19 protein-coding genes and 4 tRNA genes are annotated in these 24,915 nt (G+C 67.2%); 11 read left to right on the top strand and 12 right to left on the bottom strand.

Annotated features, from left to right (window positions below):
- Positions 1 to 145 precede the first annotated feature (145 nt).
- Positions 146 to 1,444, bottom strand: coding sequence for a M18 family aminopeptidase (locus tag FHR96_RS16605; protein WP_183388839.1), 1,299 nt, complete (start codon positions 1,442 to 1,444; stop codon positions 146 to 148).
- A 138-nt stretch (positions 1,445 to 1,582) separates the two neighbouring features.
- On the opposite strand from FHR96_RS16605, the gene FHR96_RS16600 reads away from it, so the two are divergent.
- A complete protein-coding gene (locus FHR96_RS16600) occupies positions 1,583 to 3,637 on the top strand; it encodes a carboxy terminal-processing peptidase (protein WP_183388838.1) in 2,055 nt (684 codons plus the stop codon).
- 208 nt (positions 3,638 to 3,845) lie between these two features.
- On the opposite strand, the gene FHR96_RS16595 is transcribed toward FHR96_RS16600, so the two are convergent.
- The 5 genes from FHR96_RS16595 to FHR96_RS16575 all read right to left on the bottom strand — a co-directional run bounded on the left by FHR96_RS16595 (position 3,846) and on the right by FHR96_RS16575 (position 5,412).
- Positions 3,846 to 3,921: transfer RNA gene (locus tag FHR96_RS16595), tRNA-Asn, on the bottom strand.
- Positions 3,922 to 3,980: 59 nt separating this feature from the next.
- Positions 3,981 to 4,056, bottom strand: a tRNA-Asn gene (locus FHR96_RS16590).
- A 49-nt stretch (positions 4,057 to 4,105) separates the two neighbouring features.
- Positions 4,106 to 4,181, bottom strand: a tRNA-Asn gene (locus tag FHR96_RS16585).
- 121 nt (positions 4,182 to 4,302) lie between these two features.
- A tRNA-Met gene (locus tag FHR96_RS16580) sits at positions 4,303 to 4,379 on the bottom strand.
- Between the two features lie 94 nt (positions 4,380 to 4,473).
- Positions 4,474 to 5,412 (bottom strand): choline ABC transporter substrate-binding protein, encoded by a 939-nt coding sequence (locus FHR96_RS16575; protein ID WP_183388837.1) that lies wholly within the window; start codon positions 5,410 to 5,412, stop codon positions 4,474 to 4,476.
- Between the two features lie 166 nt (positions 5,413 to 5,578).
- On the opposite strand from FHR96_RS16575, the gene betI reads away from it, so the two are divergent.
- From betI to FHR96_RS16550, 5 genes are all read left to right on the top strand, one after another.
- On the top strand, positions 5,579 to 6,208 hold the full coding sequence (betI, locus tag FHR96_RS16570; protein ID WP_183388836.1) for a transcriptional regulator BetI: 630 nt from the start codon (positions 5,579 to 5,581) through the stop codon (positions 6,206 to 6,208).
- A 13-nt stretch (positions 6,209 to 6,221) separates the two neighbouring features.
- Positions 6,222 to 7,688, top strand: a complete 1,467-nt coding sequence (betB, locus tag FHR96_RS16565; protein WP_183388835.1) for a betaine-aldehyde dehydrogenase — start codon at positions 6,222 to 6,224, stop codon at positions 7,686 to 7,688.
- 256 nt (positions 7,689 to 7,944) lie between these two features.
- Positions 7,945 to 9,636 carry a choline dehydrogenase gene (betA, locus tag FHR96_RS16560; protein ID WP_183388834.1) on the top strand — a complete coding sequence of 564 codons (1,692 nt, stop codon included), beginning with the start codon at positions 7,945 to 7,947 and terminating at the stop codon, positions 9,634 to 9,636.
- A 144-nt stretch (positions 9,637 to 9,780) separates the two neighbouring features.
- A complete protein-coding gene (locus FHR96_RS16555) occupies positions 9,781 to 12,228 on the top strand; it encodes an acyl-CoA dehydrogenase (RefSeq protein WP_183388833.1) in 2,448 nt (815 codons plus the stop codon).
- 174 nt (positions 12,229 to 12,402) lie between these two features.
- Positions 12,403 to 13,422 (top strand): C45 family autoproteolytic acyltransferase/hydrolase, encoded by a 1,020-nt coding sequence (locus tag FHR96_RS16550; protein ID WP_183388832.1) that lies wholly within the window; start codon positions 12,403 to 12,405, stop codon positions 13,420 to 13,422.
- Positions 13,423 to 13,431: 9 nt separating this feature from the next.
- Here FHR96_RS16550 and FHR96_RS16545 read toward each other — a convergent pair whose 3' ends face one another.
- From FHR96_RS16545 to FHR96_RS16535, 3 genes are all read right to left on the bottom strand, one after another.
- The gene (locus FHR96_RS16545) at positions 13,432 to 15,252 is read right to left on the bottom strand and encodes an SLC13 family permease (RefSeq protein WP_183388831.1); all 1,821 of its coding nucleotides are present in this window, start codon (positions 15,250 to 15,252) and stop codon (positions 13,432 to 13,434) included.
- A gap of 123 nt (positions 15,253 to 15,375) precedes the next feature.
- Entirely contained in the window at positions 15,376 to 15,957 is a 582-nt protein-coding gene (locus FHR96_RS16540) for a carboxymuconolactone decarboxylase family protein (protein ID WP_183388830.1), read from the bottom strand.
- 13 nt (positions 15,958 to 15,970) lie between these two features.
- Positions 15,971 to 17,299, bottom strand: a complete 1,329-nt coding sequence (locus FHR96_RS16535; protein ID WP_183388829.1) for an aspartate aminotransferase family protein — start codon at positions 17,297 to 17,299, stop codon at positions 15,971 to 15,973.
- Positions 17,300 to 17,451: 152 nt separating this feature from the next.
- On the opposite strand from FHR96_RS16535, the gene FHR96_RS16530 reads away from it, so the two are divergent.
- Complete coding sequence (locus FHR96_RS16530) at positions 17,452 to 18,357, top strand: MurR/RpiR family transcriptional regulator (RefSeq protein WP_183388828.1); 906 nt, start codon at positions 17,452 to 17,454, stop codon at positions 18,355 to 18,357.
- Positions 18,358 to 18,382: 25 nt separating this feature from the next.
- On the opposite strand, the gene FHR96_RS16525 is transcribed toward FHR96_RS16530, so the two are convergent.
- Positions 18,383 to 19,360 (bottom strand): NADPH:quinone reductase, encoded by a 978-nt coding sequence (locus FHR96_RS16525; RefSeq protein ID WP_183388827.1) that lies wholly within the window; start codon positions 19,358 to 19,360, stop codon positions 18,383 to 18,385.
- A gap of 170 nt (positions 19,361 to 19,530) precedes the next feature.
- Here FHR96_RS16525 and azu point away from each other — a divergent pair, with 170 nt between their 5' ends.
- Positions 19,531 to 19,998, top strand: a complete 468-nt coding sequence (gene azu / locus FHR96_RS16520; RefSeq protein ID WP_183388826.1) for an azurin — start codon at positions 19,531 to 19,533, stop codon at positions 19,996 to 19,998.
- A gap of 42 nt (positions 19,999 to 20,040) precedes the next feature.
- On the opposite strand, the gene FHR96_RS16515 is transcribed toward azu, so the two are convergent.
- A complete protein-coding gene (locus FHR96_RS16515; protein WP_183388825.1) occupies positions 20,041 to 20,628 on the bottom strand; it encodes a hypothetical protein in 588 nt (195 codons plus the stop codon).
- A 72-nt stretch (positions 20,629 to 20,700) separates the two neighbouring features.
- The gene (locus FHR96_RS16510) at positions 20,701 to 21,480 is read right to left on the bottom strand and encodes a C40 family peptidase (protein WP_183388824.1); all 780 of its coding nucleotides are present in this window, start codon (positions 21,478 to 21,480) and stop codon (positions 20,701 to 20,703) included.
- 283 nt (positions 21,481 to 21,763) lie between these two features.
- Between FHR96_RS16510 and ugpB the strand changes: the two genes are divergently transcribed.
- The 3 genes from ugpB (at position 21,764) to ugpE (ending at position 24,905) form a co-directional block, all read left to right on the top strand.
- Positions 21,764 to 23,080 (top strand): sn-glycerol-3-phosphate ABC transporter substrate-binding protein UgpB, encoded by a 1,317-nt coding sequence (ugpB, locus tag FHR96_RS16505; protein ID WP_183388823.1) that lies wholly within the window; start codon positions 21,764 to 21,766, stop codon positions 23,078 to 23,080.
- Positions 23,081 to 23,166: 86 nt separating this feature from the next.
- A complete protein-coding gene (ugpA, locus tag FHR96_RS16500) occupies positions 23,167 to 24,042 on the top strand; it encodes a sn-glycerol-3-phosphate ABC transporter permease UgpA (RefSeq protein ID WP_183388822.1) in 876 nt (291 codons plus the stop codon).
- Between the two features lie 17 nt (positions 24,043 to 24,059).
- A complete protein-coding gene (gene ugpE / locus FHR96_RS16495; protein ID WP_183388821.1) occupies positions 24,060 to 24,905 on the top strand; it encodes a sn-glycerol-3-phosphate ABC transporter permease UgpE in 846 nt (281 codons plus the stop codon).
- Positions 24,906 to 24,915: the final 10 nt, after the last annotated feature.

Genomic DNA, 24,915 nt, shown 5'->3' with positions numbered 1-24,915 from the left:
GCTTCGGGCTTCGGGCTTCGGGCTTCGGGCTTCGGGCTTCGGGCTTCGGGCTTCGGGCTTCGGGCTTCGGGCTTCGGGCTTCGGGCTTCGGGCAGCCAGGCTATCTGGTAGCTCGCCGCCCGTAGCTCGTTGCTCGCCCCTGACCTCAGGGCAGTTCGCGGCGATCGACGAAGGCGGTGAGCACTCGGGTCAGGTGCGCCACGTCCTTGGCACCCGCGGTCTCGCGGATCGAGTGCATCGCCCACTGCGGCACCCCCACGTCCAGGGTCGGCACGCCGAGCTCGGTGGCGGTGATCGGCCCAATGGTGCTGCCACAGCCCATGTCAGCGCGGGTCACGAAGGTCTGCACCGGCACTTCGGCCTCCCGACACAGCGTCTTGAACAGGGCCGCGGTGGCACTGTTGGTGGCGTAACGCTGGTTGGCATTGACCTTGATCACCGGCCCTTCGTTGAGCGCCGGGCCATGAGCGTCGTCGTGCTTGTCCCTAAAATTCGGGTGCAGGGCGTGGGCGTTGTCGCAGGAGATCATCCTGGAGGCCTGGATCAGGCGGATATAGCCCTCTTCAGTGGCTTCGCCCAACTGGGCGTTGACCCGGCGCAGCACGTCGCCCAGGAAGGGCCCCTGGGCGCCACAGGCGCTGGCACTGCCCACTTCCTCATGATCGTTGGCGACCAGCACCGCGCCCTGGGTGCCGTCGCTCGCCAGCAGCGCCTCGAGGCCGATGAAGCACGACAGCAGGTTGTCGAGCCGCGCCGAGGCGATCAGCTCGCCTTCCACGCCGACCCGGGCCGGCGGCTGCATGTCATGGAAGCCCAGCTCGAAGTCGACGATCTCGACGTCGCCGAGGCCATGCTCGGCCGCAAGCCAGGTCCGTAGCAGCCGGTCCAGGTCGGCCGACTCGCCGCCCTGCAGGAAGACCGGCGCCATCTGGGTCTGGGCGTTGATCGCCCGACCGCTGTTGGCCTCACGATCGAGGTGAATCGCCAGGCTGGGAATGATCGCCACGGCGCGGTCGACGTTGAGCAACACGCCCTCCAGCCGCCCATCGGGATGACGCACATGGAGGCGACCGGCGAGCCCCAGGTCGCGATCGTACCAGGGCGCCAGCAGCGCACCGCCGTAGACCTCGACGCCGAGCTGCAGCCAGCCGGCAGCAGTCTGAGGGGCATGGGGCTTGAGGCGCAGCCCGGGACTGTCGGTATGAGCACCGATCATGCGCAGCGCCGACAGCGGCTCGCGGGGCAGCTGCAGGGCAATGATCGAGGAATCGTTGCGCGTGACGTAGACCCGCTCGCCCGGTGCCAGCTGCCAGGCCTGGGTCTCGTCGAGACGACGGAAGCCGGCTGCCTCGAGGCGATCGGCCATGCGGGCCGTGGCATGCCAGGGAGTGGGCGAACGGCGCAGGAACTCGAGCAATCGCTCGAGCGTGGCATCCTCAGACATGAAACTCCTCTCGGTGTCGCATCTTGGGGTCATGGGAACTCGACCGAGCTGCTACAATGGCGGTTCTGTCTTTGCAACTCGTGAGCCAAATCACGGTCTGGACGCTAGAGTGTACATGAATCCGGGAGTGCTTCATCGATGAGCCTGTTTGTGACCCTGGGTCGTACCGCGGCCCTGGCCCTGCTGCTGGGCACCGGCCCGGCCCAGGCGGCAATTGCCGCCACCGACGCCCAGCGCCAGGCCGCCGTGGAAGTGGCCGAATCGCTGCGCTATGGCCACTACGCGGACGTAAGCCTCGACGACGACTGGTCGCAGAAGGCATTCGAACGCTACCTGGACCTGCTCGATGGCCAGCGAGCCTACCTGCTGAAGCGCGACGTTGACGCCTTCCAGGACCTGTCCACCACCCTGGACGATGCCATCCTGGATGGCGAGCTGGCACGTCCCTACGCCCTGTACCAGCGCTATCAGGAGCGCGCCGAGGCCCGCCTCGAATGGCTGCTCGACCGCCTCGATGACGGCCTCGACTTTCGCTTCGACGGCAACCAGCGCATGGCGCTCGATCGCGAGGACGTTGCCTGGCCGCAGCGCGAGTCGGCGCTGGACGAACTCTGGACCAAGCGCCTGGAGAACGCCGCGCTGACGCTGTCGATCAGCGATCAGTCTCCCGAGGAGATCGAGGACACCCTGCGCCAGCGCTACGAGAACCAGCTGACGCGCCTGCATCAGACCAACGCCGAGGACGTCTTCGGCCTGGTCATGGCCGCCGTCACCGGCAGCATCGACCCCCACAGCGAATATCTCTCTCCGCGCCAGAGCGAGTCCTTCGACATCCAGATGAAGCTCTCCCTCGAGGGCATCGGCGCCCTGCTCCAGGCCGACGGCGAATACGTCAAGGTGGCCAGCCTGGTACCCGGCGGCCCCGCCGAGAAGGCCGGGGCCCTCAAGCCCGCCGACCGCATCGTGGGCGTCGGCCAGGAAGACGAGGAGATGGTCAACGTGGTCGGCATGCGGCTGGACGACGTGGTCGACATGATCCGAGGCCCCAAGGGCTCGGTGGTACGCCTCGATATCGTGCCCGCCCAAGCCGTCGATACCACTCGTTCCAAGGTCATCGAGATCACCCGCGACACCGTCAAACTGGAGGATCAGGCCGCCCACAGCGAAGTCATCGAGGTCGACCGCGACGACGGCGTGCATCGCCTCGGGGTCATCGATGTACCGACCTTCTACGTCGACTTCGACGCCTGGCAGGCCGGCGAGCCCGACTACCGCAGCACCACTCGCGACGTGGCCAAGGAGATCGAGAGCCTCAAGGCCCAGCACGTGGAGGGTATCGTGCTAGACCTGCGCGACAACGGCGGCGGCGCCCTGCAGGAAGCCAACTCGATGATCGGCCTGTTCATCGACCGCGGCCCGACCGTCCAGGTACGCGACGCCCAGGGACGCATCAGCCTGTACGGCGACACCGACAGCGGCACGCTCTACGACGGCCCGCTGGCCGTGCTGGTCAACCGCCTGTCGGCCTCTGCCTCGGAGATCTTTGCCGGCGCCATCCAGGACTATGGCCGCGGCCTGGTCGTCGGCAGCGACACCTTCGGCAAGGGCACGGTGCAAACCCTGGACGAACTCAGCCACGGCCAGCTCAAGCTGACCCGCGCCAAGTTCTATCGCATCTCCGGCGAGAGTACCCAGCACCGCGGCGTCACCCCCGACATTCTCTTCCCGAGCCTGGTAGACCCGGAAACCATCGGCGAAAGCAGTCTCGACAACGCCCTGGCCTGGGATCGGGTGCGTCAGGTGCAGTATCGTCGCTATGGCCAGCCGGAGCGCTATCTGGAAACGCTGCGCGAGCGCCACCGTCGACGCGCCGATGACCATCCCGACTTCCGCTACCTGGAGCGGGAGGCCAAGCTCGCCGACCGGCTGCGCGAACAGCACACCAGCGTCAGCCTCAATCGCGAGCAGCGCCAGCGCGAGGCCGAGGCACAGGAAGCCGAACAGCTGGCCCTGGAGAACCAGCGGCGAGAAGCGCTCGGCCTGACGCCGCTGGAGGATTGGGCCGACGCCCGTGACGAGGATACCGAGGAAGCCCAGCCCATCGATCGGGCCCAGGTCGTGGAAAGCGCCGAGATCCTGCTCGACTACGCTCGACTGGATCATGGCCTGCGGCTCGCCGACTACGACGATTGACCCCTCTCCTGCCAACACACGACGCCGGGCCATGCGCCCGGCGTCGTCGTTTCAATGCACCTATTCATACGAAAAGAGCCGACACGCACCACACGAACCGGGCAGACAGGCACGACGACAGCCGGCAAGACGCCGGAGAGATCATGACGAGCGGGGTGGAATCAGAAAGAAGCGCAGAAGATCAGCGCAGGAAGCGAGAGAAAGGCATTGGCTCCCCGAACAGGACTCGAACCTGTGACCCAATGATTAACAGTCATTTGCTCTACCAACTGAGCTATCGGGGAACGTTCATGCGCGCCCAAGAGGGCTGAACTGCAAGCCCTGGCGGGCTGAAAAGGCAAGCTGGCTCCCCGAACAGGACTCGAACCTGTGACCCAATGATTAACAGTCATTTGCTCTACCAACTGAGCTATCGGGGAATGACCTTCAGCTTGTACTACCTTGGTGCTCGTTGCTCTGGGACGAAGCTGGCTCCCCGAGCAGGACTCGAACCTGCGACCCAATGATTAACAGTCATTTGCTCTACCAACTGAGCTATCGGGGAATGGCCTCGAGCACGGGGCGTAGTATACGGATCCGCTTGTAAACGTCAAGAGCCAGATCCCGTCCCTCGGAAAGCAAGACGCCCGCCAGGCACTGGGCCGGACGGGCGTCTCATGCTGTCCTGGTGGCTACGCCCTGACTCGAACAGGGGACCCCATCATTATGAGTGATGTGCTCTAACCAACTGAGCTACGTAGCCATTTTCTGCGCTGCGAAGACCGAGGCCTCGGCAACGGGGGAGAATTATGCACGGCGGCTCGCCCCAAGGCAAGTCCGCCGTCCGCCCCCATCTGTCAGAGAGACAGCGCCTGCTTGACCGCCGGCAGACCCGGCTCGCCATCGGCGGTGGTCACGCCGTCGAGCCAGCCGTCGAGCACCTGGGGATGGGCCTGCAGATAGCCGCGCGCGGCCTCACGCGGGTCGGTCCCCTCGTCCATGATCTCGCCCATCAGCTGATTTTCCATCTCCAGGGTGAAGGAGAGGTTGTTCAGCAGCGCTCCCACGTTGGGGCAGGCATCGGCGTAGCCGGCGCGGGTATTGGTATAGACGGTGGCACCGCCGAGGTTGGGGCCGAAATAGTCATCGGCGCCTTCCAGGTAGGCAATGTCGAAGTTGGTGTTCATCGGGTGCGGCTCCCAGCCCAGGAATACCATCCACTTCTCGTCCGGCTCGCGGGCCCGAAGCTCGGCCAGCATGCCGGCCTCACTGGAGTCCACCAGCTGCCAGTCGCCCAGGCCGAAGGCGTCATCGTCGATCATGTCCTGAATCAGTTGGTTGCCGTCGTTGCCGGCCTCGATGCCGTGCAGCTTGGCATCGAACTGCTCGGCGTGCTCGTCCAGGTCGGCCACCGAGGTTACCCCGGCGTCATGGACGTACTGCGGCACCGCCAGGGTGTATTTGGCCCCCTCCAGGTTGGCGCCGAGGCGATCCACCTGGCCTTGCTCGACGTAGGGATCGCTGATCGAGGCCATGGACGGCATCCAGTTGCCGAGGAAGACATCGAAGTCGCCATTCTTCATTCCCGAGTAGGCGATGGGCACCGAGACGGTGTCGACCCGGGTCTCGTAGCCGAGTGCCTCGAGCACCTCGGTGGTCAGGGCGGTCGTCGCGGTGATGTCCGTCCAGCCCACTTCAGCGAAGCGAACCGGCTGGCAGCCCTCCTCGGCGGCCATCAGCGGTGAGGCGGAAAGCGCCAGTGCAGTGGTCGCCAGGCCCATGGTCATCTTGTTCATCGCGTGTCTCCCTTGGGTTGGACAATGAGTATAGTCTGATAGAAATTTCGGCTTGCCGCCCTTTTTATTGATTGAACGTTCAATAAAAAAATGGCAAGCTGTGGCTATCTTAACCATGCTCCAGGGCATGGTTGCAAGACGAACCCCCGGGAGAGGAGTCAGCAAAGTGCCCAAGGTTGGAATGGAGCCCATCCGTCGCCAGCAGCTGATCAAGGCCACCATGGCGGCCATCGACGAGGTCGGCCTGGCCGACGCCACGGTGGTGCGCATCGCCCGACACGCCGGCGTGTCCGCCGGCATCATCAGCCACTACTTCGGCGGCAAGGACGGCCTGCTGGAAGCGACGATGCGACAGATCCTCAACGATCTGGGTGAAGCGGTGGCATCACGCCGCCGTGCGCTGACCACCGACGCTCCCGAGGCTCACCTGGCGGCGATCATCGACGGTAACTTCGACCGCAGCCAGGTTACCGGGCCGGTGGCCAAGACCTGGCTGGCCTTCTGGGCCAGCAGCATGCACCGCCCGGCGCTCGAGCGGCTGCAGAACGTCAACGATCGACGGCTGTACGCCAATCTCAGCCACCAGTTCCGGCGCCTGCTGCCCAAGGCGCAGGCTCGCGATGCCGCCCGCGCGCTGGCCGCCCTGATCGATGGCCTGTGGCTACGCGGCGCCCTGACGCCTGAAGGGCTGGACACCGACCGCGCTCGACGGCTGGCCCGCGAATATCTGGAACAGCTGCTCAAGGCACATGGCCTGGGCATACGACATCCCGAGACTCTTTCCCTCGAGTCCTGATCTGGAGGACCCCATGACCCACGCAACCGAATCCCTCTATATCGACGGCCGCCGGGTGGATGCCACCTCCGGAGAAACCTTCGCGGTCATCAATCCCTTTGACGGCAGCACCCTGGCCGACGTGCAACAGGCCAGCGAAGCGGACGTGGATGCCGCCGTCGCCGCCGCCCGCCGCGGCCAGCGCGTCTGGGCCTCGATGAGCGGCATGGAACGCGCTCGAGTATTGCAGCGCGCCGTGGCACTGCTTCGCGAGCGCAACGACGAGATCGCCGAGCTGGAGAGCCGCAATACCGGCAAGCCGATCAGCGAGACGCGCGAGGTCGACATCGTCACCGGCGCCGACGTGCTCGAGTACTACGCCGGCCTGGCCCCGGCCATCGAGGGCAGCCAGATCCCGCTGCGCGATTCCTCCTTCGTCTATACCCGCCGCGAGCCGCTGGGCGTGATCGGCAGCATCGGCGCCTGGAACTACCCGATCCAGATCGCCTGCTGGAAATCCGCCCCGGCGCTGGCCGCCGGCAACGCCGTGGTCTTCAAGCCCAGCGAGGTCACCCCACTGACCGCCATGGCGCTGGCCGAGATCTTCACCGAGGCCGGCCTGCCCGACGGCGTGTTCAACGTGGTCCACGGCGATGCCCGCGTCGGCCAGTTGATCACCGGCCACGGCGACATCGACAAGGTCTCCTTCACCGGCGAAGTGGGCACCGGCAAGAAGGTGATGTCCGCCTCCGCCGCGTCCAGCCTCAAGGACGTGACCATGGAGCTGGGCGGCAAGTCGCCGCTGATCGTATTCGACGACGCCGACCTGGACCGCGCCGCCGACGCCGCCATGATGGCCAACTTCTACTCCAGCGGACAGATCTGCACCAACGGCACCCGGGTGTTCGTGGCCAGCGCCGTCAAGCAGGCCTTCGAGGGCAAGATCGCCGAGCGCGTGGCACGCATCAAGGCCGGCGATCCGATGGATCCGGCGGTCAACTTCGGCCCGCTGGTCAGCTTCGAGCACCAGGAGAAGGTGCTCTCCTACATTGCCATCGGCAAGCAGGAAGGCGCCCGGGTGCTGGCCGGCGGCGAGGCCTGGAACCAGGGCGACTGGGCGCAGGGCGCCTGGGCCGCGCCCACGGTGTTCACCGACTGCAGCGACGAGATGCGCATCGTGCGCGAGGAGATCTTCGGCCCGGTGATGTCGATCCTCGCCTTCGACGACGAGGAAGAGGTGATCCGCCGCGCCAATGACACCGCCTACGGCCTGGCCGCCGGCGTGTTCACCGAGGGGCTGAACCGCGCCCATCGCGTCATCCATCGGCTGGAAGCCGGCATCTGCTGGGTCAACACCTGGGGCGAGTCCCCCGCCGAAATGCCGGTGGGCGGCTACAAGCAGTCCGGCGTCGGCCGCGAGAACGGCGTCGAGACCCTGGCCCACTACACCCAGACCAAGTCGGTGCAGGTCGAGATGGGCGCCTTCGAGTCGGTGTTCTGAATCGTTCCCCTGCGCTCTCCCGGCCTACTCCCCCACTCAGGAGGATGCCAGGTCGGGAGCCAGTGATGCAGGAGGTTGTCGTAGGAGCGCGGCTTGCTGCGCGAAAGCGGTGACCACCGGGCGCCTGCGGCGCCAATCGCGCAATAAATTGCGCTCCCACCGTACTCGTCCAGCCAGGCTCGTGAGTAAGCGCTCCAATACACGATCCGGCAAGACGACAGCCGCATTCGAATCCAACGTTTTCAGGAGGGCTTGCATGTCCCAGTCCCGTGAGTTCGATTACGTCATCATCGGTGCCGGTTCGGCCGGCAACGTCCTGGCCACCCGCCTGACCGAGGACCCGGACGTCAGCGTGCTGCTGCTCGAAGCCGGCGGCAAGGATCACCGCTTCGACTTCCGCACCCAGATGCCGGCGGCGCTGGCCTATCCGCTGCAGGGCAAGCGCTACAACTGGGCCTTCGAGACCGATCCCGAGCCGCACATGGACGGCCGGCGCATGGAGTGCGGCCGCGGCAAGGGCCTGGGCGGCTCCTCGCTGATCAACGGCATGTGCTACATCCGCGGCAACGCCCTGGACTACGACAATTGGGCCAAGCACGACGGCCTGGCGGACTGGACCTACGCCGACTGCCTGCCCTACTTCAAGAAAGCCGAGACCCGCGACATCGGCGAGAACGACTATCACGGCGGCGAGGGCCCGGTCAGCGTGACCACCCCGAAGGAAGGCAACAATCCGCTCTATCACGCCTTCATCGAGGCGGGCCAACAGGCCGGCTACCCGGCCACCGAGGACGTCAACGGCTATCAGCAGGAAGGCTTCGGCCCCATGGACCGCTTCGTCACCCCGAACGGTCGCCGCGCCTCCACGGCCCGAGGCTATCTGGACCAGGCCAAGCCGCGTCCCAACCTGACCATCGAGACCCGCGCCACCACCGACGTCATTACCTTCGAGGGCAAGCGCGCCACCGGCGTTCGCTACGCGCGCGGCGGCCAGTCCCAGGAGGTCAAGGCGCGTCGCGAGGTGCTGCTGTGCGCCGGCGCCATCGCCTCGCCGCAGATCCTGCAGCGCTCCGGCATCGGTCCGAAGGACGTGCTCGACGAGTTAGGCATCACGCCGGTTCAGGTCAACGAGAACGTCGGTGCGCACCTCCAGGATCACCTGGAGATGTACATCCAGTACGAGTGCAAGAAGCCGATCTCGCTGTATCCGGCGCTCAAGTGGTACAACCAGCCGAAGATCGGCGCCGAGTGGATGCTGTTCGGCACCGGCGTGGGGGCCAGCAACCAGTTCGAGGCCGCCGGCTTCATCCGCACCCGCGACGAGGAGGAGTGGCCGAACCTGCAGTACCACTTCCTGCCCATCGCCATCAGCTACAACGGCAAGAGCGCGGTGCAGGCCCACGGCTTCCAGGCCCACGTCGGCTCCATGCGCTCCGAGAGCGAGGGCCGGGTACGCCTGACCTCTCTCGATCCCGAGGCCGCGCCCTCGATCCTGTTCAACTACATGTCCACCGAAAAGGACTGGCAGGAGTTCCGCGACGCCATCCGCCTGACACGCGAGATCATCGAGCAGCCGGCCATGGACGAGTACCGCGGCCGCGAGATCTCCCCGGGGCCGGACGTGAAGACCGACGCCGAGCTCGATGCCTTCGTCCGCGAGCACGCCGAGACCGCCTACCACCCCTGCGGCAGCTGCCGCATGGGCGAGGGGGATGACGCCGTGGTCGATGGCGCCGGCCGGGTCCACGGCGTGGAGGCCCTGCGAGTGGTCGACGCCTCGCTGTTCCCGGTGATCCCTACCGGCAACCTCAACGCGCCGACGATCATGCTGGCCGAGAAGATGGCCGACAAGATCCGCGGCCGCGAGCCGCTGCCGAGGAGCGACGCACCCTACTACGTCGCCCACGGAGCCCCGGCCCAGCGGGAACCGCAGCGCCGCACCGCCTGATCGCTGCGCCAGCAACAGCCAGACGCCCCGCCCCGTGCGGGGCGTCTTGCGTTGACCAAGGGCCAAGAAGGTATTGGCTGCCAGGCTCCGGATGCGCTAGTCTGAAGGCATTCAAACAAGTGTTCGAATGCTACGGAGCTCTCCATGCTGACCCTGATACTGCTGCTACTGGCCGTCGCCGGCCTGCTCGTCGTGATGCGCCGCGAAGCGGGCGCCCTGCCTGCCCTGGGCGTGACCGGTGTCCTCGGCCTCGTCGGCCTGGCCACCGGCGCCATGGTGATCGGCGTGCTGTTGCTGGTCGCCACCGCGGCCATCGCCGTCTGCGGCCTGCCCCTGCTGCGCCGCCGCTGGCTCTCGCCGCGGCTGTTCGCCATGTTCAAGCGCGTCGCGCCCAAGGTCTCGGCCACCGAGCGCACCGCCCTGGAAGCCGGCAGCGTGGCCTGGGACGGCGAGCTGTTCACCGGTCGCCCTAACTGGCAGACGCTGCTCGGCTTCGGCGACGACGGCCTGAGCGACGACGAGCGCGCCTTTCTCGACCACCAGTGCAGCGTGGCCGCCGGCATGTGCAACGCCTGGGACATCGCCCGCGAACGCGCCGACCTGCCCCAGGAACTGTGGGACTACCTCAAGCGCGAGCGCTTCTTCGGCATGATCATCCCGCGGGAATACGGCGGCCTCGGCTTCTCGGCCAAGGCCCAGTCGCTGGTGCTGCAGAAGCTGTCGATCAGCGAGACGCTGATGGTCACCGTGGGCGTGCCCAACTCCCTCGGCCCGGGCGAGCTGCTGCTCAAGTACGGCACCGAGGAACAGAAGAACCACTATCTGCCGCGGCTGGCCGACGGCCGCGAGATTCCCTGCTTTGGCCTGACCGGCCCCCGCGCCGGCTCCGACGCCACCTCGCTGCCCGACGTCGGTACGGTGGTGCGCCGCGACATCGACGGCGAGGAGGTGCTGGGCCTCGAGCTGACCTTCGAGAAGCGCTGGATCACCCTGGCCCCGATTGCCAGCGTGGTCGGCCTCGCCTTCCGCCTGTTCGATCCCGACCACCTGCTCGGCGAGGAAGAGGATCGCGGCATCACCCTGGCGCTGGTGCCCCGCGACACCGATGGCCTGGAGATCGGCCGTCGACATCACCCCATCGGCAGCCCCTTCCTCAACGGCCCGATCAAGGGCGAGCGCGTCTTCGTGCCGCTCTCCACCATCATCGGCGGTGAGGAAATGATCGGCCAAGGCTGGCGGATGCTGGTCGAATGCCTGTCGGTGGGCCGCTGCATCACCCTGCCCTCCGGCGCTACCGGCACCGCCCGCTACGCGCTGGGCTGGACCGGCGGCTTCGCCCGGATCCGCCGCCAGTTCAACCTCCCGGTGGCCGAGATGGAAGGCGTCCAGGAGCCGCTGGCGCGCATGGCGGCGCTCGGCTACATCGCCCAGGCCGCGGTCTACCAGACCGCCAACACCATCGATCAGGGCGAGAAGCCGGCGGTGCCCTCGGCGATCCTCAAGAGCCAGCTCACCGAGTTCCAGCGCGTGATCCTGGCCGACGCCATGGACATCCACGGCGGCAAGGCGGTGACCCTGGGGCCACGCAACTACCTCGGCATCGGCTACAGCGCCAATCCGGTGGCGATCACCGTCGAGGGTGCCAACATCATGACCCGCAACCTGATGATCTTCGGCCAAGGCGCGATCCGCTGCCATCCCTACGTGCTGGAGGAGCTGGCCGCCAAGGACGCCGACGATCTCAACGCCTTCGACAGCGCCTTCTTCGGCCACGCCGGCCTGATCTTCGGCAACGCCGCCCGCGCCCTGACCCAAGGGCTCGGCATCGGCCAGCCGGGCGTGCCCTTCGACGACGTCGCCGCGCCCTACGCCCGCGACATCGCAAGGCTGTCGGCCGGCTTCGCACTGACCGCCGACGCCGCCATGGCGAGCCTGGGCTCCAAGCTCAAGCAGCGCGAGATGCTCTCCGCCCGCCTCGGCGACGTGCTCTCCAACCTCTACCTGGCCAGCATGCTGCTCAAGCAGTGGCATGAGGGCGACAAGGTCGAGCATGAGGATACCCTGCTGCATTACGCCGCCCGCTTCCTGCTGGGCCGTGCCGAGCAAGCCTTCATCGAGCTGTTCGACAACCTGCCCAATCGCGCCCTGGGCAGGATGCTACGGGTGGTGGTAATGCCGCGCGGCCGGCGCTGGGCCCGCCCTCACGACGACCTGACTCGAACCATCGCCCAAGCGGTGTCCCGCGACAGCGCCCTGCGCCATCGCCTGCTGACCAACACCTGGGACGCGGACGACGGTCCCCAGGACAATCCGCTGGCCCGCTACAACGCCCTGCTGGCCACCCAGGAACGCGCCGAGGCGCTGTATCGCACCGTCGGCAAGGCCTACGCCAAAGGCGAGATCCCGGCCGAGGCCCTGCATCCCGAACAGCAGGTCGACGCCGCGCTCGAGAAAGGCCTGATATCGGAAGAGGATGCCACCTTCATGCGCCAGCGCGAGGCCGAGGTGCTGGACATGCTCACCGTCGACGACTTCGAATACGACGCCTTCGTCACCGACAAGAGCAAGGTGCTGCGCCACCATCCGGCCTGATCCACGCCCGATGCACCATGATCGCACGACGCCCCGGCCCGAGGTCGGGGCGTCGTCGTTCGGGACTGCGTGACACGGAAGCTGGCCCCGACTATGGACCATGCGATACTGGGACAGTCTGGCAGACGCCGTGCGGTGTCTCGCTACCTCTCGATCAGCGCTCGGTCTTCTTCCATGCACCATCTCGATATCTCAGGCGGGCCCTATACCATCGGCCGCGCCATGGGCGAACAAGGCCGCGAGGCCTTCGCCGAACGCATCCTGCCAAGCGACGACTATCGTCGCCTGACCCCGGCACTGCACGATGGCTGGCTGGCCGATGTCGGCGAACGCATCCGCCGCGCGTTCCCGGCCTGCTTCGAGGAACTCCAGGGCCTTGCCGAGGGCCTCGCCCAGCCTCTCGAGCGGGTGTTGCTGTGGAACTGCCGAGGCGACCTCTCCCCGACCGGCCCCGAAGGCTGCACCTCGGTGGCCGTCGCCGCGGGCGACGAAGCCTGGCTGGCCCACAACGAGGACGGCAACCCGGCGCTTCGCGACGCCTGCTTCCTGCTCCAGGCCCGGCCAGACGATGCTCCCGCCTACCTGGCCTTCTGCTATCCAGGCTCGCTGGCCGGCCACACCCTGGGCGCCAACGCCGCCGGCTTCGCCTACACCGTCAACAACCTGCGGCTGATCGAGAGCCGGCGAGGCATCCCGCGCATGGTCACCGCCCGGGCACTGCTCGCCTGTACGGACACCGCCGACGCCCTGCACCTGCTCGACAGCACCCGCCGCGCCGGCGGCTTCCACTTCATGATGGCCGACACCGGCCAGCGCCGGCCGCTGAGCGTCGAGGCTCCCTGGCAGGGCGTCTCGGCGATCCCGGCGACGCCTCTCGCGGTCCACGCCAACCACCTGGTGCACGCGCGCTTCCGCAACCTGCCGCAGCGCATCACCGACTCCTCGGCGGCGCGCCAGCGGCGTCTCGAGGAATGGCAGACCTTACGACAGGGCCCGATCACGCCCGAGGAGCTCTGGACATTACTCGGCGACCGCCAGCACCCGCAACTGCCCATCCATCGCCAGGCGGCCGACGATCCGGACGCCGAGAATACCCTGGCCAGTGTGCTGTTCCGAGTCACTCCGCATGGCATCCACGGGCAGCTGCGTCCCGGCCCCGATGGACCGGTCGCCTGGGAAGGCGGGTGGTCCTGATGTCTTGAGCTAAGGCGGCCACACCAGCAGAATCATCGGGATCGCCACCGCCATCACCGCCAGGGACAGCGGCAGGCCCAGCTTCCAGTAGTCTCCGAAGCGATAGCCGCCCGGCCCCATCACCAGGGTGTTGGACTGATGCCCGATGGGCGTCAGGAAGGCGCAGGAGGCGCTGATCGCCACCGCCATCAGGAACGGATCCGGGGACGCATCGAAGCCGCGAGCCAGGCTCGCCGCGATGGGCGCCATCAGCAGCGCCGCCGCAGCGTTGTTGACCACGTTGGATAGCAGCATGCCGATCGCGAACAGCGCCAGCAGGGTCATCACCACCGGCCAGTCGCTGCCCAGGGCCAACAGCCCCTCGGCGATCTGGTCAGCCCCGCCGCTGGTCTCCAGCGCCTGGCCCACCGGGATCATGGCGCCGAGCAGCACGATCACCGGACCGTCGATCGCCTGATACGCCTCGCGCAGCGTCAGCACTCCCGCCAGCAGCGAGACCAGGGCGGCGGCGCTCAGCGCCACCGCTGCCGGCAGCCAGTCCAGCACCATCGCCAGGATGGCCGCAGCGAAGATGGCCACCGACACCAGCAGCCGGCGCGGCTGGCCCAGCGCCAGGTTACGGCTGGCCAGCGGCAGGCACCCCAGGGTGGCCAGGCTCTCGCCGATATCGCCCTCGCCGCCCTGCAGCAGCAGCACGTCTCCGGCGCGAAAGCTGATGTCGCGCAGCCGCTGGTTGAGGCGTCCGCCATCCCTGGCCACGGCCACCAGGTGCAGGCCAAACTGGTTGAGCAGGCGCAACTGGCCGACGGTGCGATGCAACATCATGGAGTCGTTGCGCACCACGGCCTCGACCAGCTGCAGGCCCTCGGTATCCACACCGCTGCGCTTGTCCTTGTCCTCCTCGGCCGCTGGCTCCGCGTCGGTTCCCTCGTCCTCTTCGGTGGGCTCAGGGCCCACCGTCAACCCCGCCTTGTCCTCGAGCAGCGTCATCTCGTCGGGTCCGGCTTCCACCAGCAGGATGTCATCCGCCCGCAGCGTGCCGAGAAAGGCATGGCCGGGGTAGCGCGCCTCATCGCGCACCACCGCCAGCACCGGGATGGGCTCCTCCACCGCCTCGAGCAGGTCGCGCAGCGACCAGCCCACCGCCTTGCTCTCCTCCGGCACGCGCAGCTCGACCAGGTAGTGGGCGGTATCGAACATCGCATCCAGCGAGGCCTTGCCGGCACGCTGTGGCACCAGAAAGCGGCCGGCCAGCACGATCACCGCCAGGCCGGCCAGGGCGACGCTGGCACCAACGGGAAAGAAGGCGAACATGCCGAAGCCCTCGCCGCCAAGCGACTGCCGATAGGCCGAGATGATGATATTGGGTGGCGTGCCGATCAGCGTGGTCAGCCCGCCGAGCAGCGAGCCGAAGGCCAGCGGCATCAGCAATAGCGAAGGCGGGCTGTCATGCTCGCGGGCCAGGCGCAGCGCCACCGGCAGCATCAGCGCCAGGGCGCCGACGTTGTTCATCACTCCCGAGAGCACCAGCACCGTGCCGCTGAGCACCAGGGTCTGCAGGATCAAGCGGTCGCCGACGCGCAGCGCCTGCTCGGCGATCAGGTCGACCAACCCCGAACGCTCGAAGCCGCGGCTCAGCACCAGTACCGCGGCAACGGTGATTACCGCGGGATGGCCAAAGCCGAGAAAGGCCTCCTCGGCAGGGACCAGCCCCAACAGCACCGATGCCAGCAGCGCCGCCAGCGCCACCAGGTCATAGCGGAAGCGGCCCCAGACGAAGGCTGCCAGGGTCGCACCGAGCAGGAAGAAGACCTGCGTGCTGTCGGCCATGACGGCTCACCTCCCTGTGATGAAGCGAAAGCGACGATCAACGCCTTCATCATCGTCGCTAGCGGCATCAGGCACCAGCCCGCGTGGTCCATTCCCTCCAACGAGAGGGTCGGCTGGCCCGACTCAGGCCACGGGCCCCACCTGCGGCGGCTCGGGAAACGGCAGCGGGGTGCTGCCGCGCCGCACCTCGAAGACGTTGAGCGTCATCGCGACCAGGGCGTAGTAGCCGAAGACGCCCACCAGCTCGACCACTGCCGGTTCGCCGAAGGCCGCCACGGCCTCGCCGTAGAGCCCTTCATCGACGCGCCGAGTGGTGTAGAGCGACTCGCCCAGGCGCACCACCAGCGCCTCGTCGTCACGCTCGAAGACCGGCTCGCGCCCTTCCCGCAGGGACTCGATCAGCGCCTCGGAGACGCCGGCTTCACGAGCGATGGGCGCGTGGATCTGCCACTCCGCCTGTGATTGCCACCAGGCCGCGGTGAACAGGATCGCCAGCTCGGTGAGGCGCAGTTCGAGACGCGTGTCATAGCGGCAGAAGGCGCCCAGGCGCTGGGCGTGATCGGCCAGTGCCGGGCTGTGGATCCAGGCCAGGAAGGGGCCGTCCAGGTTGCCGCGCGGGCCGCTGAGAATGGCCTCCAGCACTCGGCGCTGCTCGGGGGCCATATTCGCCTCGTCGAGGGGCGATAGACGGGATTCGATCGACATCGGGCGAACTCCTTCAATGATGGCCGAGAACAGACTTCAGGGTCGCATCGAGCTTGTCGACGATCTCGTCCAGATGCGATTCCTCGAGGATGAACGGCGGCGCCAGCAGGATATGGTCGCCGCGCTGACCGTCGATGGTGCCGCCCATCGGATAGCACATCAGGCCGTGATCCATGGCCGTTCGCTTGATGGCGGCGTGCAACTTGCGTTCCGGCGCGAACGGCGTCTTGCCGTCGCGGTCGGCCACCAGTTCGAGGCCGCGGAACAGCCCCCGCCCGCGGATATCGCCGACATGGGGATGCTCGCCGAAACGATCCTCCAGGCGCCCTTGGAGCCCCTCGCCCAGGGTGCGAACGCGGGACAGCAAATCGCGAGACTCGATGGTGCGCTGCACCGCCAGCGCCGCGGCACAGGCGGTGGCATGGCCGATATAGGTGTGGCCATGCTGGAAGAAGCCCGAGCCCTCGGCAATGGCCGCGCGAATCCGCTCGCTGACCAGGGTCGCGCCGATTGGCTGATAACCGGCCCCCAGGCCCTTGGCGATGGTGACCAGGTCCGGCGACACGCCTTCCTGCTCGGCGGCAAACAGGCTGCCGGTGCGGCCCATGCCACACATCACTTCGTCGAGGATCAGCAGGATGCCATGGCGGTCGCAGATCTCGCGGACGCGCTTGAAGTAGCCCGGCACGGCAGGCACCGCACCCAGCGTCGCGCCCACCACCGGCTCGGCCACGAAGGCCATCACCGTCTGTGGCCCCAGCCGCTGGATCTCCGCCTCGAGCTCTTGCGCCAGCCGCTCGCCATAGGCCTCCGGGGTCTCGCCCGGCGCCTGGCCACGGTAGGCGTAGCAGGGGCTGACATGCGTTACCTCCACCAGCAGCGGCTCGAACTGCCGCCGCCGCCAGGCGTTGCCACCGGTGGCCAGGGCCCCGAGGGTGTTGCCGTGATAGCTCTGGCGCCGCGCGATCAGGTGGCGTCGTTCGGTCTCGCCGCGCTCGACGAAATACTGCCGGGCCAGCTTCAGCGCCGCCTCTACCGCCTCGGACCCGCCCGAGACGAAATAGACCGACGACAGGCCCTCCGGGGCGCGCTCGACCAAAAAGTCGGCCAGCGCCTCCATCGGCTCGGTGGTGAAAAAGGAGCTATGAGCATAGGCCAGACGCCCCACCTGTTCGCGGATCGCCTCGACCACCTCGGCATCGCTGTGCCCCAGGCAGGACACCGCGGCGCCACCGCAGGCATCCAGATAGCGTCGTCCGTCGGCGTCGATCAAGTATGGGCCTTCGCCGCTCACGGCAGTGGGATAGCGTTGTTTCAGGTGACGATGGAACACGTGGCTCATGCTGCCCTCCCCATGGGGCTTTTTGCAAAGACATTTCCTATTTTGTTCAAACGGAAATATATTTGCAAATAGATTCGATGCCGGCCTGACGCCGTGACTCCCGGGGGCTACAATGCCCCTCCCCGATCGCCAGCAGGAGCTCGTTCCCCGCCATGACGTCCCCCACGCTCCACCGACCGGATACCCTCGCCGACCTCGAGCACCTGCTCACCGACATCGAGTCGGGCAACGGCGCGCTGCGATTGGGCAAGCGCTCGAGACAGGTGCTGACGGCGATGGTGTCCGCCCCCCAGCAGACCGCCGTCTCGTCGATCAGCGATCTGGCGGAGCGCCTCGGCGTCAGCCCTTCGACGCTGTCGCGCCTGGCCCAGCGGCTGGGGTTCGACGGTTTCGGGGGGCTGCAGGGCGTGTTCCGGCGCCAGGTCACCGAGGGCAAGAGCTTCTACAGCGACCAGGTATCCCGCCTGCTGGATAGCGATGCCGAAGGGGATTCCATGGCCCGCCTGGCCCGACTGGGACGTCAGGAAAGCGCCAATATCAGCGACACGATATCGGGCATCGATGGTGAGGCCTTCTCGCGCAGCGCACGGCGGCTGGTGGAAGCCAGGCGGGTGAGGATCCACGGCATGCGCCAGTTCGCCTCGCTGGCCTCCTTCATGGCCTACGGGCTGAGCATGCTGCGACCCGACGCGGCGCCGCTCGACCCCATCCGTCACGGGGTCGCCGATGCCCTGGCCCAGCTCGACGAGGGCGACGTGCTGGTGGTGGTGAGCTGCTTTCCCTACACCCCCAGCGTGCTGGCCACGGCCGAAGTGGCGGCCCGCCAGGGCATCCACGTCATCGCCTTGACCGACGCCGCCGGCTCACCGCTGGCCAGGGTCGCCCACGACAGCTTCACGGTGCCCAATCACAGCCTGTTCTTCAGCAACAGCATGTGCGCCTTCATGCTGCTGGCCGAAGGGCTGCTGAGCGAGGCGGCAAGCCTGATGGGGGATGAGGGCCTGGCCGCCCTCAAGCGGCGCGAGCGGCTGATCGGCGAGCTCAACGACTCGCTGTGACCCGCCCGCGCCGCGACGACGGACATCAGGGCAGCAGGATGGTCGACCCGGTGGTCCGCCGGCTCGCCAATGCCTCCTGGGCCTTGCCCGCCTCGGCGAGCGGGAAGCGCTGGCTGATATCGACGCTGACCTTGCCGCTTTCCAGCATCGCGAACAGGTCGGCGGCCATCTCCTCGAGGCGCTCGCGGGTATCCGCATAGCCGTTGAGGCTCGGACGCGTCACGTAGAGCGATCCCTTCTGGTTGAGGATGCCGATGTTGACGCCCTCCACCGGACCCGAGGCATTGCCGAAGCTGACCATCAGCCCACGCTTCTTCAGGCAATCCAGCGAGGTCTCCCAGGTATCCTTGCCCACCGAGTCGTAGACCACGTCGCACATGGCGCCGCCGGTGAGCTCGCGGACCCGTTCGACGACGTTCTCGCGCGTGTAGTCGATGGTCGCCCAGGCGCCGTTCTTCTCGGCCAGCGCCGCCTTCTCCGGCGAACTCACCGTACCGATCAGCTTGACGCCAAGCGCCCTGGCCCACTGACAGGCGATGGAGCCGACGCCGCCGGCAGCGGCGTGGAAGAGAATTGTCTCGCCGCCCTGCAGCGGATAGGTCTGGCGCAGCAGGTACTGCACGGTGAGTCCCTTGAGCATGGCCGCCGCGGCGGTCTCGGCATCGATGCCGTCGGGCAGCACCACCACCTTCTCCGCCGGCAGCACGTGCTGCTCGGCATAGGCACCCAGCGGACCCTGGGCATAGGCCACGCGATCGCCGACCGCCAGATGCTCGACGCCCTCGCCCACGGCGTCGACCACGCCCGCCGCTTCGGTCCCTAGCCCGGAAGGCAGCGCAGGGGCCGGATACAGGCCGGTGCGAAAATAGATGTCGATGAAGTTCAGGCCTACCGCCTGGTGGCGAACCCGCACCTCACCGGGCCCCGGTTCGGCGGGCGTGAACTCGATGAACTCGAGGACTTCGGGCCCGCCGGTGCGGGAAAACTGAATGCGCTTGACCATGTTGGACGTCCTTATGCCGCTAACGAAGATCGTGCCCAGTCAAGCGCCCCCGTCACGCGCGGTCAAGCACCGCGCATGACGGCAAGGCTTGACAGAACGACATGGGTACCAAAAAATAAAAAACTGTATACATTAAATACACCAAAGTGACGACAAAAAGGATACCCCCCATGAAAGCCACTTGGATGCTGATCGCCACCGCCCTGGCCGCCACGCTCGCCGCCTCGCCCGCCATGGCCCAGGACGACAACGCCTGCCAGTTGACCATCGAAGGCAACGACCAGATGCAGTTCGACCAGGACGCCATGAGCGTGCCGGCCAGCTGCGACGAGGTCACCCTGACGCTCGAGCACACCGGCTCGATGGAGGCCAACGTGATGGGCCACAACTGGGTGCTCGCCGAGACCGACGACTACCAGGCCGTGGCCCAGGCCGGCATGAACGCCGGGCTGGAGAATGACTACCTGCCGAAGGACGACGAGCGTGTGCTGGCCGCCACCGAGGTCATCGGCGGCGGCGAGAGCACCTCCATCACCTTCTCCACCGAAGGCCTGGCCGGGCGCGACCTGACCTTCTTCTGCTCCTTCCCGGGCCACTACAGCATGATGAACGGCACCTTCACGGTGACCGAGGAATAACGCGAGCTCAGAGACGCCGCCGCCTCGGCGGCGTGCGTCCCATCAATGGCTTGCCGACAGTGTGGCGGGAAAGTTCTCGAGCCCCTTCACGAAGCGCTGCTTGTAGTCGTCGAACTGTGCGCGGTCGCGCTTGAACGACTGCACCACGCCCTGCTCGTCCACCGTCAGGGTGCGCGGCAGGTCGGCGAGCCCGGTGGCCGGATGACGTTTCGACAGGCCAATACGCACCCCGTCCTTGCCGCTGAACCAGCGATCGATACCGACCTCGCGAAACCGCTGCTCCTGCGCCGTATCGACCGCGTCCACGCGCAGCGGCGCACGCAGTGCCAGCTCGCTCACCAGCCGCATCGCCGGGGCCTTCACGGCGTCAGAGGGGGCAATATCCGCCAGCTGCATGACGGTCATGCCGCCACCCGATTCGTCCAACGCCAGCAGCGCCAGCGCCACGGGCCGCGACTGGTCGTCGACCAGCGCCAACAGGCGAGCGGCCTCCTGCTCGAACAGCACCCCCGTCACGCCGGCAAAGGTCACCAGCGGGGCAATCCCTGCTTCCTGGCCATAGGCCTCGGCACACAACCGGGCCAGGCAGGCCTCACGCTGGGCCGCGTTCTTGATATGCACCACTCTCATTGCTTTCGGCTCTCCCTCGATACCTGACGCCCGTCGCGACCGGGCACGAAATCGCGCAGCCTAGCACACTCGTCACGCCGCGTCCGGGCCGGCCCCGCCGTCGTCCGGCACGGCGCCCCATACCAGACGGCGATAATCGAAATGGCGATCCAGGGTCGGCTTGATGACCTGGAAATAGGGCGAGACATCGAAGTCGCGCGGTACGAAATGGCTGTAGTGCCGGGGATAGAGCACCCGTATCTCGCACCCCCAGCAGGACGGGTCCAGCGACTCGGCGGGTACCACGCGCGGCAGGATCGGATAGCGGATCGACTGGAAGGCCTGGGCAATCAGGGTGGAGCAGATCGCCCGGGTAGGATCGCCGCTCCCCAGCGCCAGCATCGGACGCCGCCAGCGCGACGGCACCGGCGGTGTCGGCATCAGGTAGCGCGCCAGGTCAAGCACGTGCCGCAGATCATAGCGCTCGCCCAGGCGTTCTCCGGCAAAGGCCACCAGCCGAGCCACTTCCGCGTCCTCCAGCCCCACCGGCCGGCAGATTCGACTGTGCAAACCGGCATAGTGTTCGACCCCCACCCGACGCACGCCCTGGCGCATATCAGCCTCGATCAGCCCCATCGGCCCGCCGCCGGCATCCTGGAAGGCCTCGCCCACGCAGAGGGCAGCGTGGGACCAGGTCGACTGGGTCAGGTACTTGATGGCCGTGCTGACCCGGGTATTGCCCTCCACCACCAGCACATCGCCGGGCCGCAGGCAGGCGGTCAGGTGGTCGAGATCCACTGCCTCGAGGGTCTTCAATCCCGGCAGCGGCTTGGTCAGGTAACGGCTCAACCAGTCGCCGATGTAGCGTCGCATGGGAACCTCCTGCACCGGGCGCCGATTTCATCTTACCCGCGCCAGGCACGGCGTCCAGGCCCGGTTCCTCATGGACGGCGGCCCAGTCCCGCTTCTTTACCTGCCCCTTGCGACCGTTCCTCGCCGCATCTCGCCCCCGCAGCATGGCGACGCGCGATGGCATGATCTAGCTTTCATTGGACTGTCATCGTCAGGACCTAATGTATCAATGCCCGAATGCTGTGATCGCCGCCTGGCTCGGGCTTCCTGACTGCCAAGAGACCCAATGGAAAAGGAGATTCCGATGCCACGCCTTCACGTGGGAGCACTGACCCTGGGGATGGCCGCCGCCGGCCTGTCGCTGTCTGCCCAAGGCGCCACCGAGATCGCCTGGTGGCACGCCATGGGTGGCGAACTCGGCAACAAGGTCGACGAGATCGCCGCCGACTTCAACGCCTCCCAGGACGACTACGTCGTCAAACCCTCTTTCCGTGGCAACTACTCGGAGACCATGACCGGCGCCATCGCCGCCTTCCGCGCCGGCGAGGCCCCGGCCATCGTGCAGATCTACGAAGTCGGCACCGCCACCATGATGAACGCCGAGGGCGCCATCGTGCCGGTCCACGAGCTGATGAGCGAGTCGGGCCTGGACTTCGATCCCGACGCCTTCCTGCCCGCCGTGACCGGCTATTACACCGACGCCAACGGCCAGATGCTGTCCATGCCCTTCAACTCCTCGACGCCGGTGGTCTACGTCAACCGCGACATCCTCGCCGAGGCCGGCGTGGACGAGGTGCCGACCACCTGGCAAGGGCTCGGCGAGACGCTGGGCCGGATCGTCGATTCCGGCGCCGCCGAGTGCGGCATGACCACCACCTGGCCGTCCTGGATCCAGCTCGAGAACTTCTCGGCGCGCAACGACCTGCCTTTCGCGACCGAGCAGAACGGCTTCGGCGGCCTCGGTGCCCGCCTGACCATCAACGACACCGCCGCCGTCGATCACATCCAGCGCCTGGCCGATTGGCAGCAGGACGGCCGCTTCGACTACGGCGGTCGCTTCGACGAGGCCGCCCCGGCCTTCTACACCGGCCGCTGCGCCATGCTGATGGCGTCCTCCGCCTCGCTGGCGGGCGTGCGCGCCAACGCGGAAGACTTCGACTTCTCCGTCGCCCCGCTGCCCTACGACGATGCCCTGATCGACACGCCGCAGAACAGCATCATCGGCGGCGCCTCGCTGTGGGTGCTGTCCGGCAAGAGCGACGAGGTCTACCAGGGCGTGGCGCGCTTCTTCGACTACCTGTCCTCCGCCGAGGTCCAGGCCGACTGGCACCAGTTCTCCGGCTACCTGCCGATCACCCAGGCGGCCTACGAGCTCGGCCAGCAGCAGGGCTTCTACGAGCAGAACCCGGGCAGCGCCGTGGCCATCGAGCAGATGACCGGCGTCACGCCCACGGCCAACTCCAAGGGGCTGCGCCTGGGCAACATGCCGCAGATCCGTGACGTGATCGAAGAGCAGCTGGAGCGCATCTTCAACGGCGACGTAAGCGCCCAGGAAGGCCTGGACGAGGCCGTGCGACGTGGCAACGAACTGCTGCAGCGCTTCCAGCAGGCCAACGGCTGATCCGCCCCTGAATCCCTAGCCCCTGGCCCAGTGCCGGCACGCCGCCTCGGCGTGCCGGCTCCCACCCGTTCCGGCAACCGACGACCATGGCGACCTTCCAACATCACCGCATCACGCCCTGGCTGCTGCTCAGCCCGCAGCTGGCCATCGTCGCGATGTTCTTCTTCTGGCCCGCGGCCCAGGCCATGCTCCAGGCCTTCTACGTCGAGGACCCCTTCGGTCTCGGGCGCACCTTCGTCGCCTTCGAGAACTTCGCACGGGTGCTCGCCTCGGCGGAATACTACCGGGCGCTGGGCATCACCGTGGCCTTCAGCGCCGGCGTGGCGCTGGGCGCCATGGCCCTGGCGCTACTGCTGGCGGTACTCGCCGACCGGGTGATCAAGGGTGCCACCGCCTACCGCACCCTGCTGGTCTGGCCCTATGCCGTGGCGCCGGCGGTCGCCGGCGTGCTGTGGGGCTTCATGCTCGACCCGGAGCTCGGCCTGATCAGCGCCTGGCTCGGCGCGCTCGGCATCGACTGGAATCACCAGCTCAACGGCGGACAGGCCATGGCGCTGGTGGTGATGGCCTCGATCTGGAAGCAGATGAGCTACAACTTCGTGTTCTTCCTGGCCGGCCTGCAGGCCATTCCCCGCAGCCTGCTGGAAGCCGCGGCCATCGACGGCGCCGGTCCCTGGCGGCGCTTCTGGACCATCACCTTTCCCCTGCTGTCGCCGACCAGCTTCTTCCTGCTGGTGATGAACAGCGTCTATGCCTTCTTCGAGACCTTCGGCACCATCGATGCCACCACCGCCGGCGGGCCCGGCGGCGCCACGCGCACGCTGGTCTACAAGGTCTTCGAGGACGGCTTCATCGGCTATGACCTGGGCTCCAGCGCCGCCCAGTCGGTGCTGCTGATGGGGCTGGTGGGCCTGTTGACGCTGCTGCAGTTTCGCTATCTCGAGCGCAAGGTCCAGTACTGACATCGGAGAAACGCCCCATGCGCTACCGCCGCCGCGGACTGGACATCGTCAGCCACGGGCTGCTGATCCTGGCCCTGATCGCCTTCTGCCTGCCGGTGTGGCTGGCCATCACCGCCGCCACCCACGACCAGGCCTCGCTATATACCGGCACCGCACCGCTGTGGTTCGGCGAGCAGGGGCTCGACAACTTCCGCGCCGTACTCACCGAGCCGGTCAGCCGGCTCGGCACCGACGCGTCACGGCTGCTGTTCAACTCGACGGTCATGGCGCTGGGCATCGCCTGCGGCAAGATCGTCATCGCCATCCTGGCCGCCTACGCCATCGTGTTCTTCCGCTTTCCGCTGCGCCGGCTGTGCTTCTGGCTGATCTTCATCACCCTGATGCTGCCGGTGGAGGTGCGCATCATGCCCACCTACAAGGTGGCGGCAGACCTGGGTCTGCTGAACTCCTACGTCGGGCTGATCCTGCCCCTGATCGCCAGCGCCACCGCGACCTTCCTGTTCCGGCAGTTCTACCTCACCGTGCCGCCGGAGCTGCTCGAGGCGGCCCGGGTCGATGGCGCCGGTCCCTGGCGCTTCCTCAAGGACATCCTGCTGCCGCTGTCGACGACCAATATCGCGGCGCTGTTCGTGATCATGTTCCTCTACGGCTGGAACCAGTACCTCTGGCCGCTGCTGATCACCACCGAGGCGGACCACATGACCATCGTGGTCAGCCTCAAGCGCCTGCTCTCCTCGGCCGACAACCTGGTGCCCTGGCAAACGGTCATGGCTACCGCCCTGCTGGCCATGTTGCCGCCGGTGGCGGTGATCGTGCTGATGCAGCGCTACTTCGTGAAGGGGCTGGTCGACGCCGAGAAATGATGCTTTCACC

Origin of the sequence: Halomonas organivorans (assembly GCF_014192055.1) — a bacterium.
Classification (GTDB): domain Bacteria; phylum Pseudomonadota; class Gammaproteobacteria; order Pseudomonadales; family Halomonadaceae; genus Halomonas; species Halomonas organivorans.
This window is presented reverse-complemented; position numbering and strand designations above follow the sequence as displayed.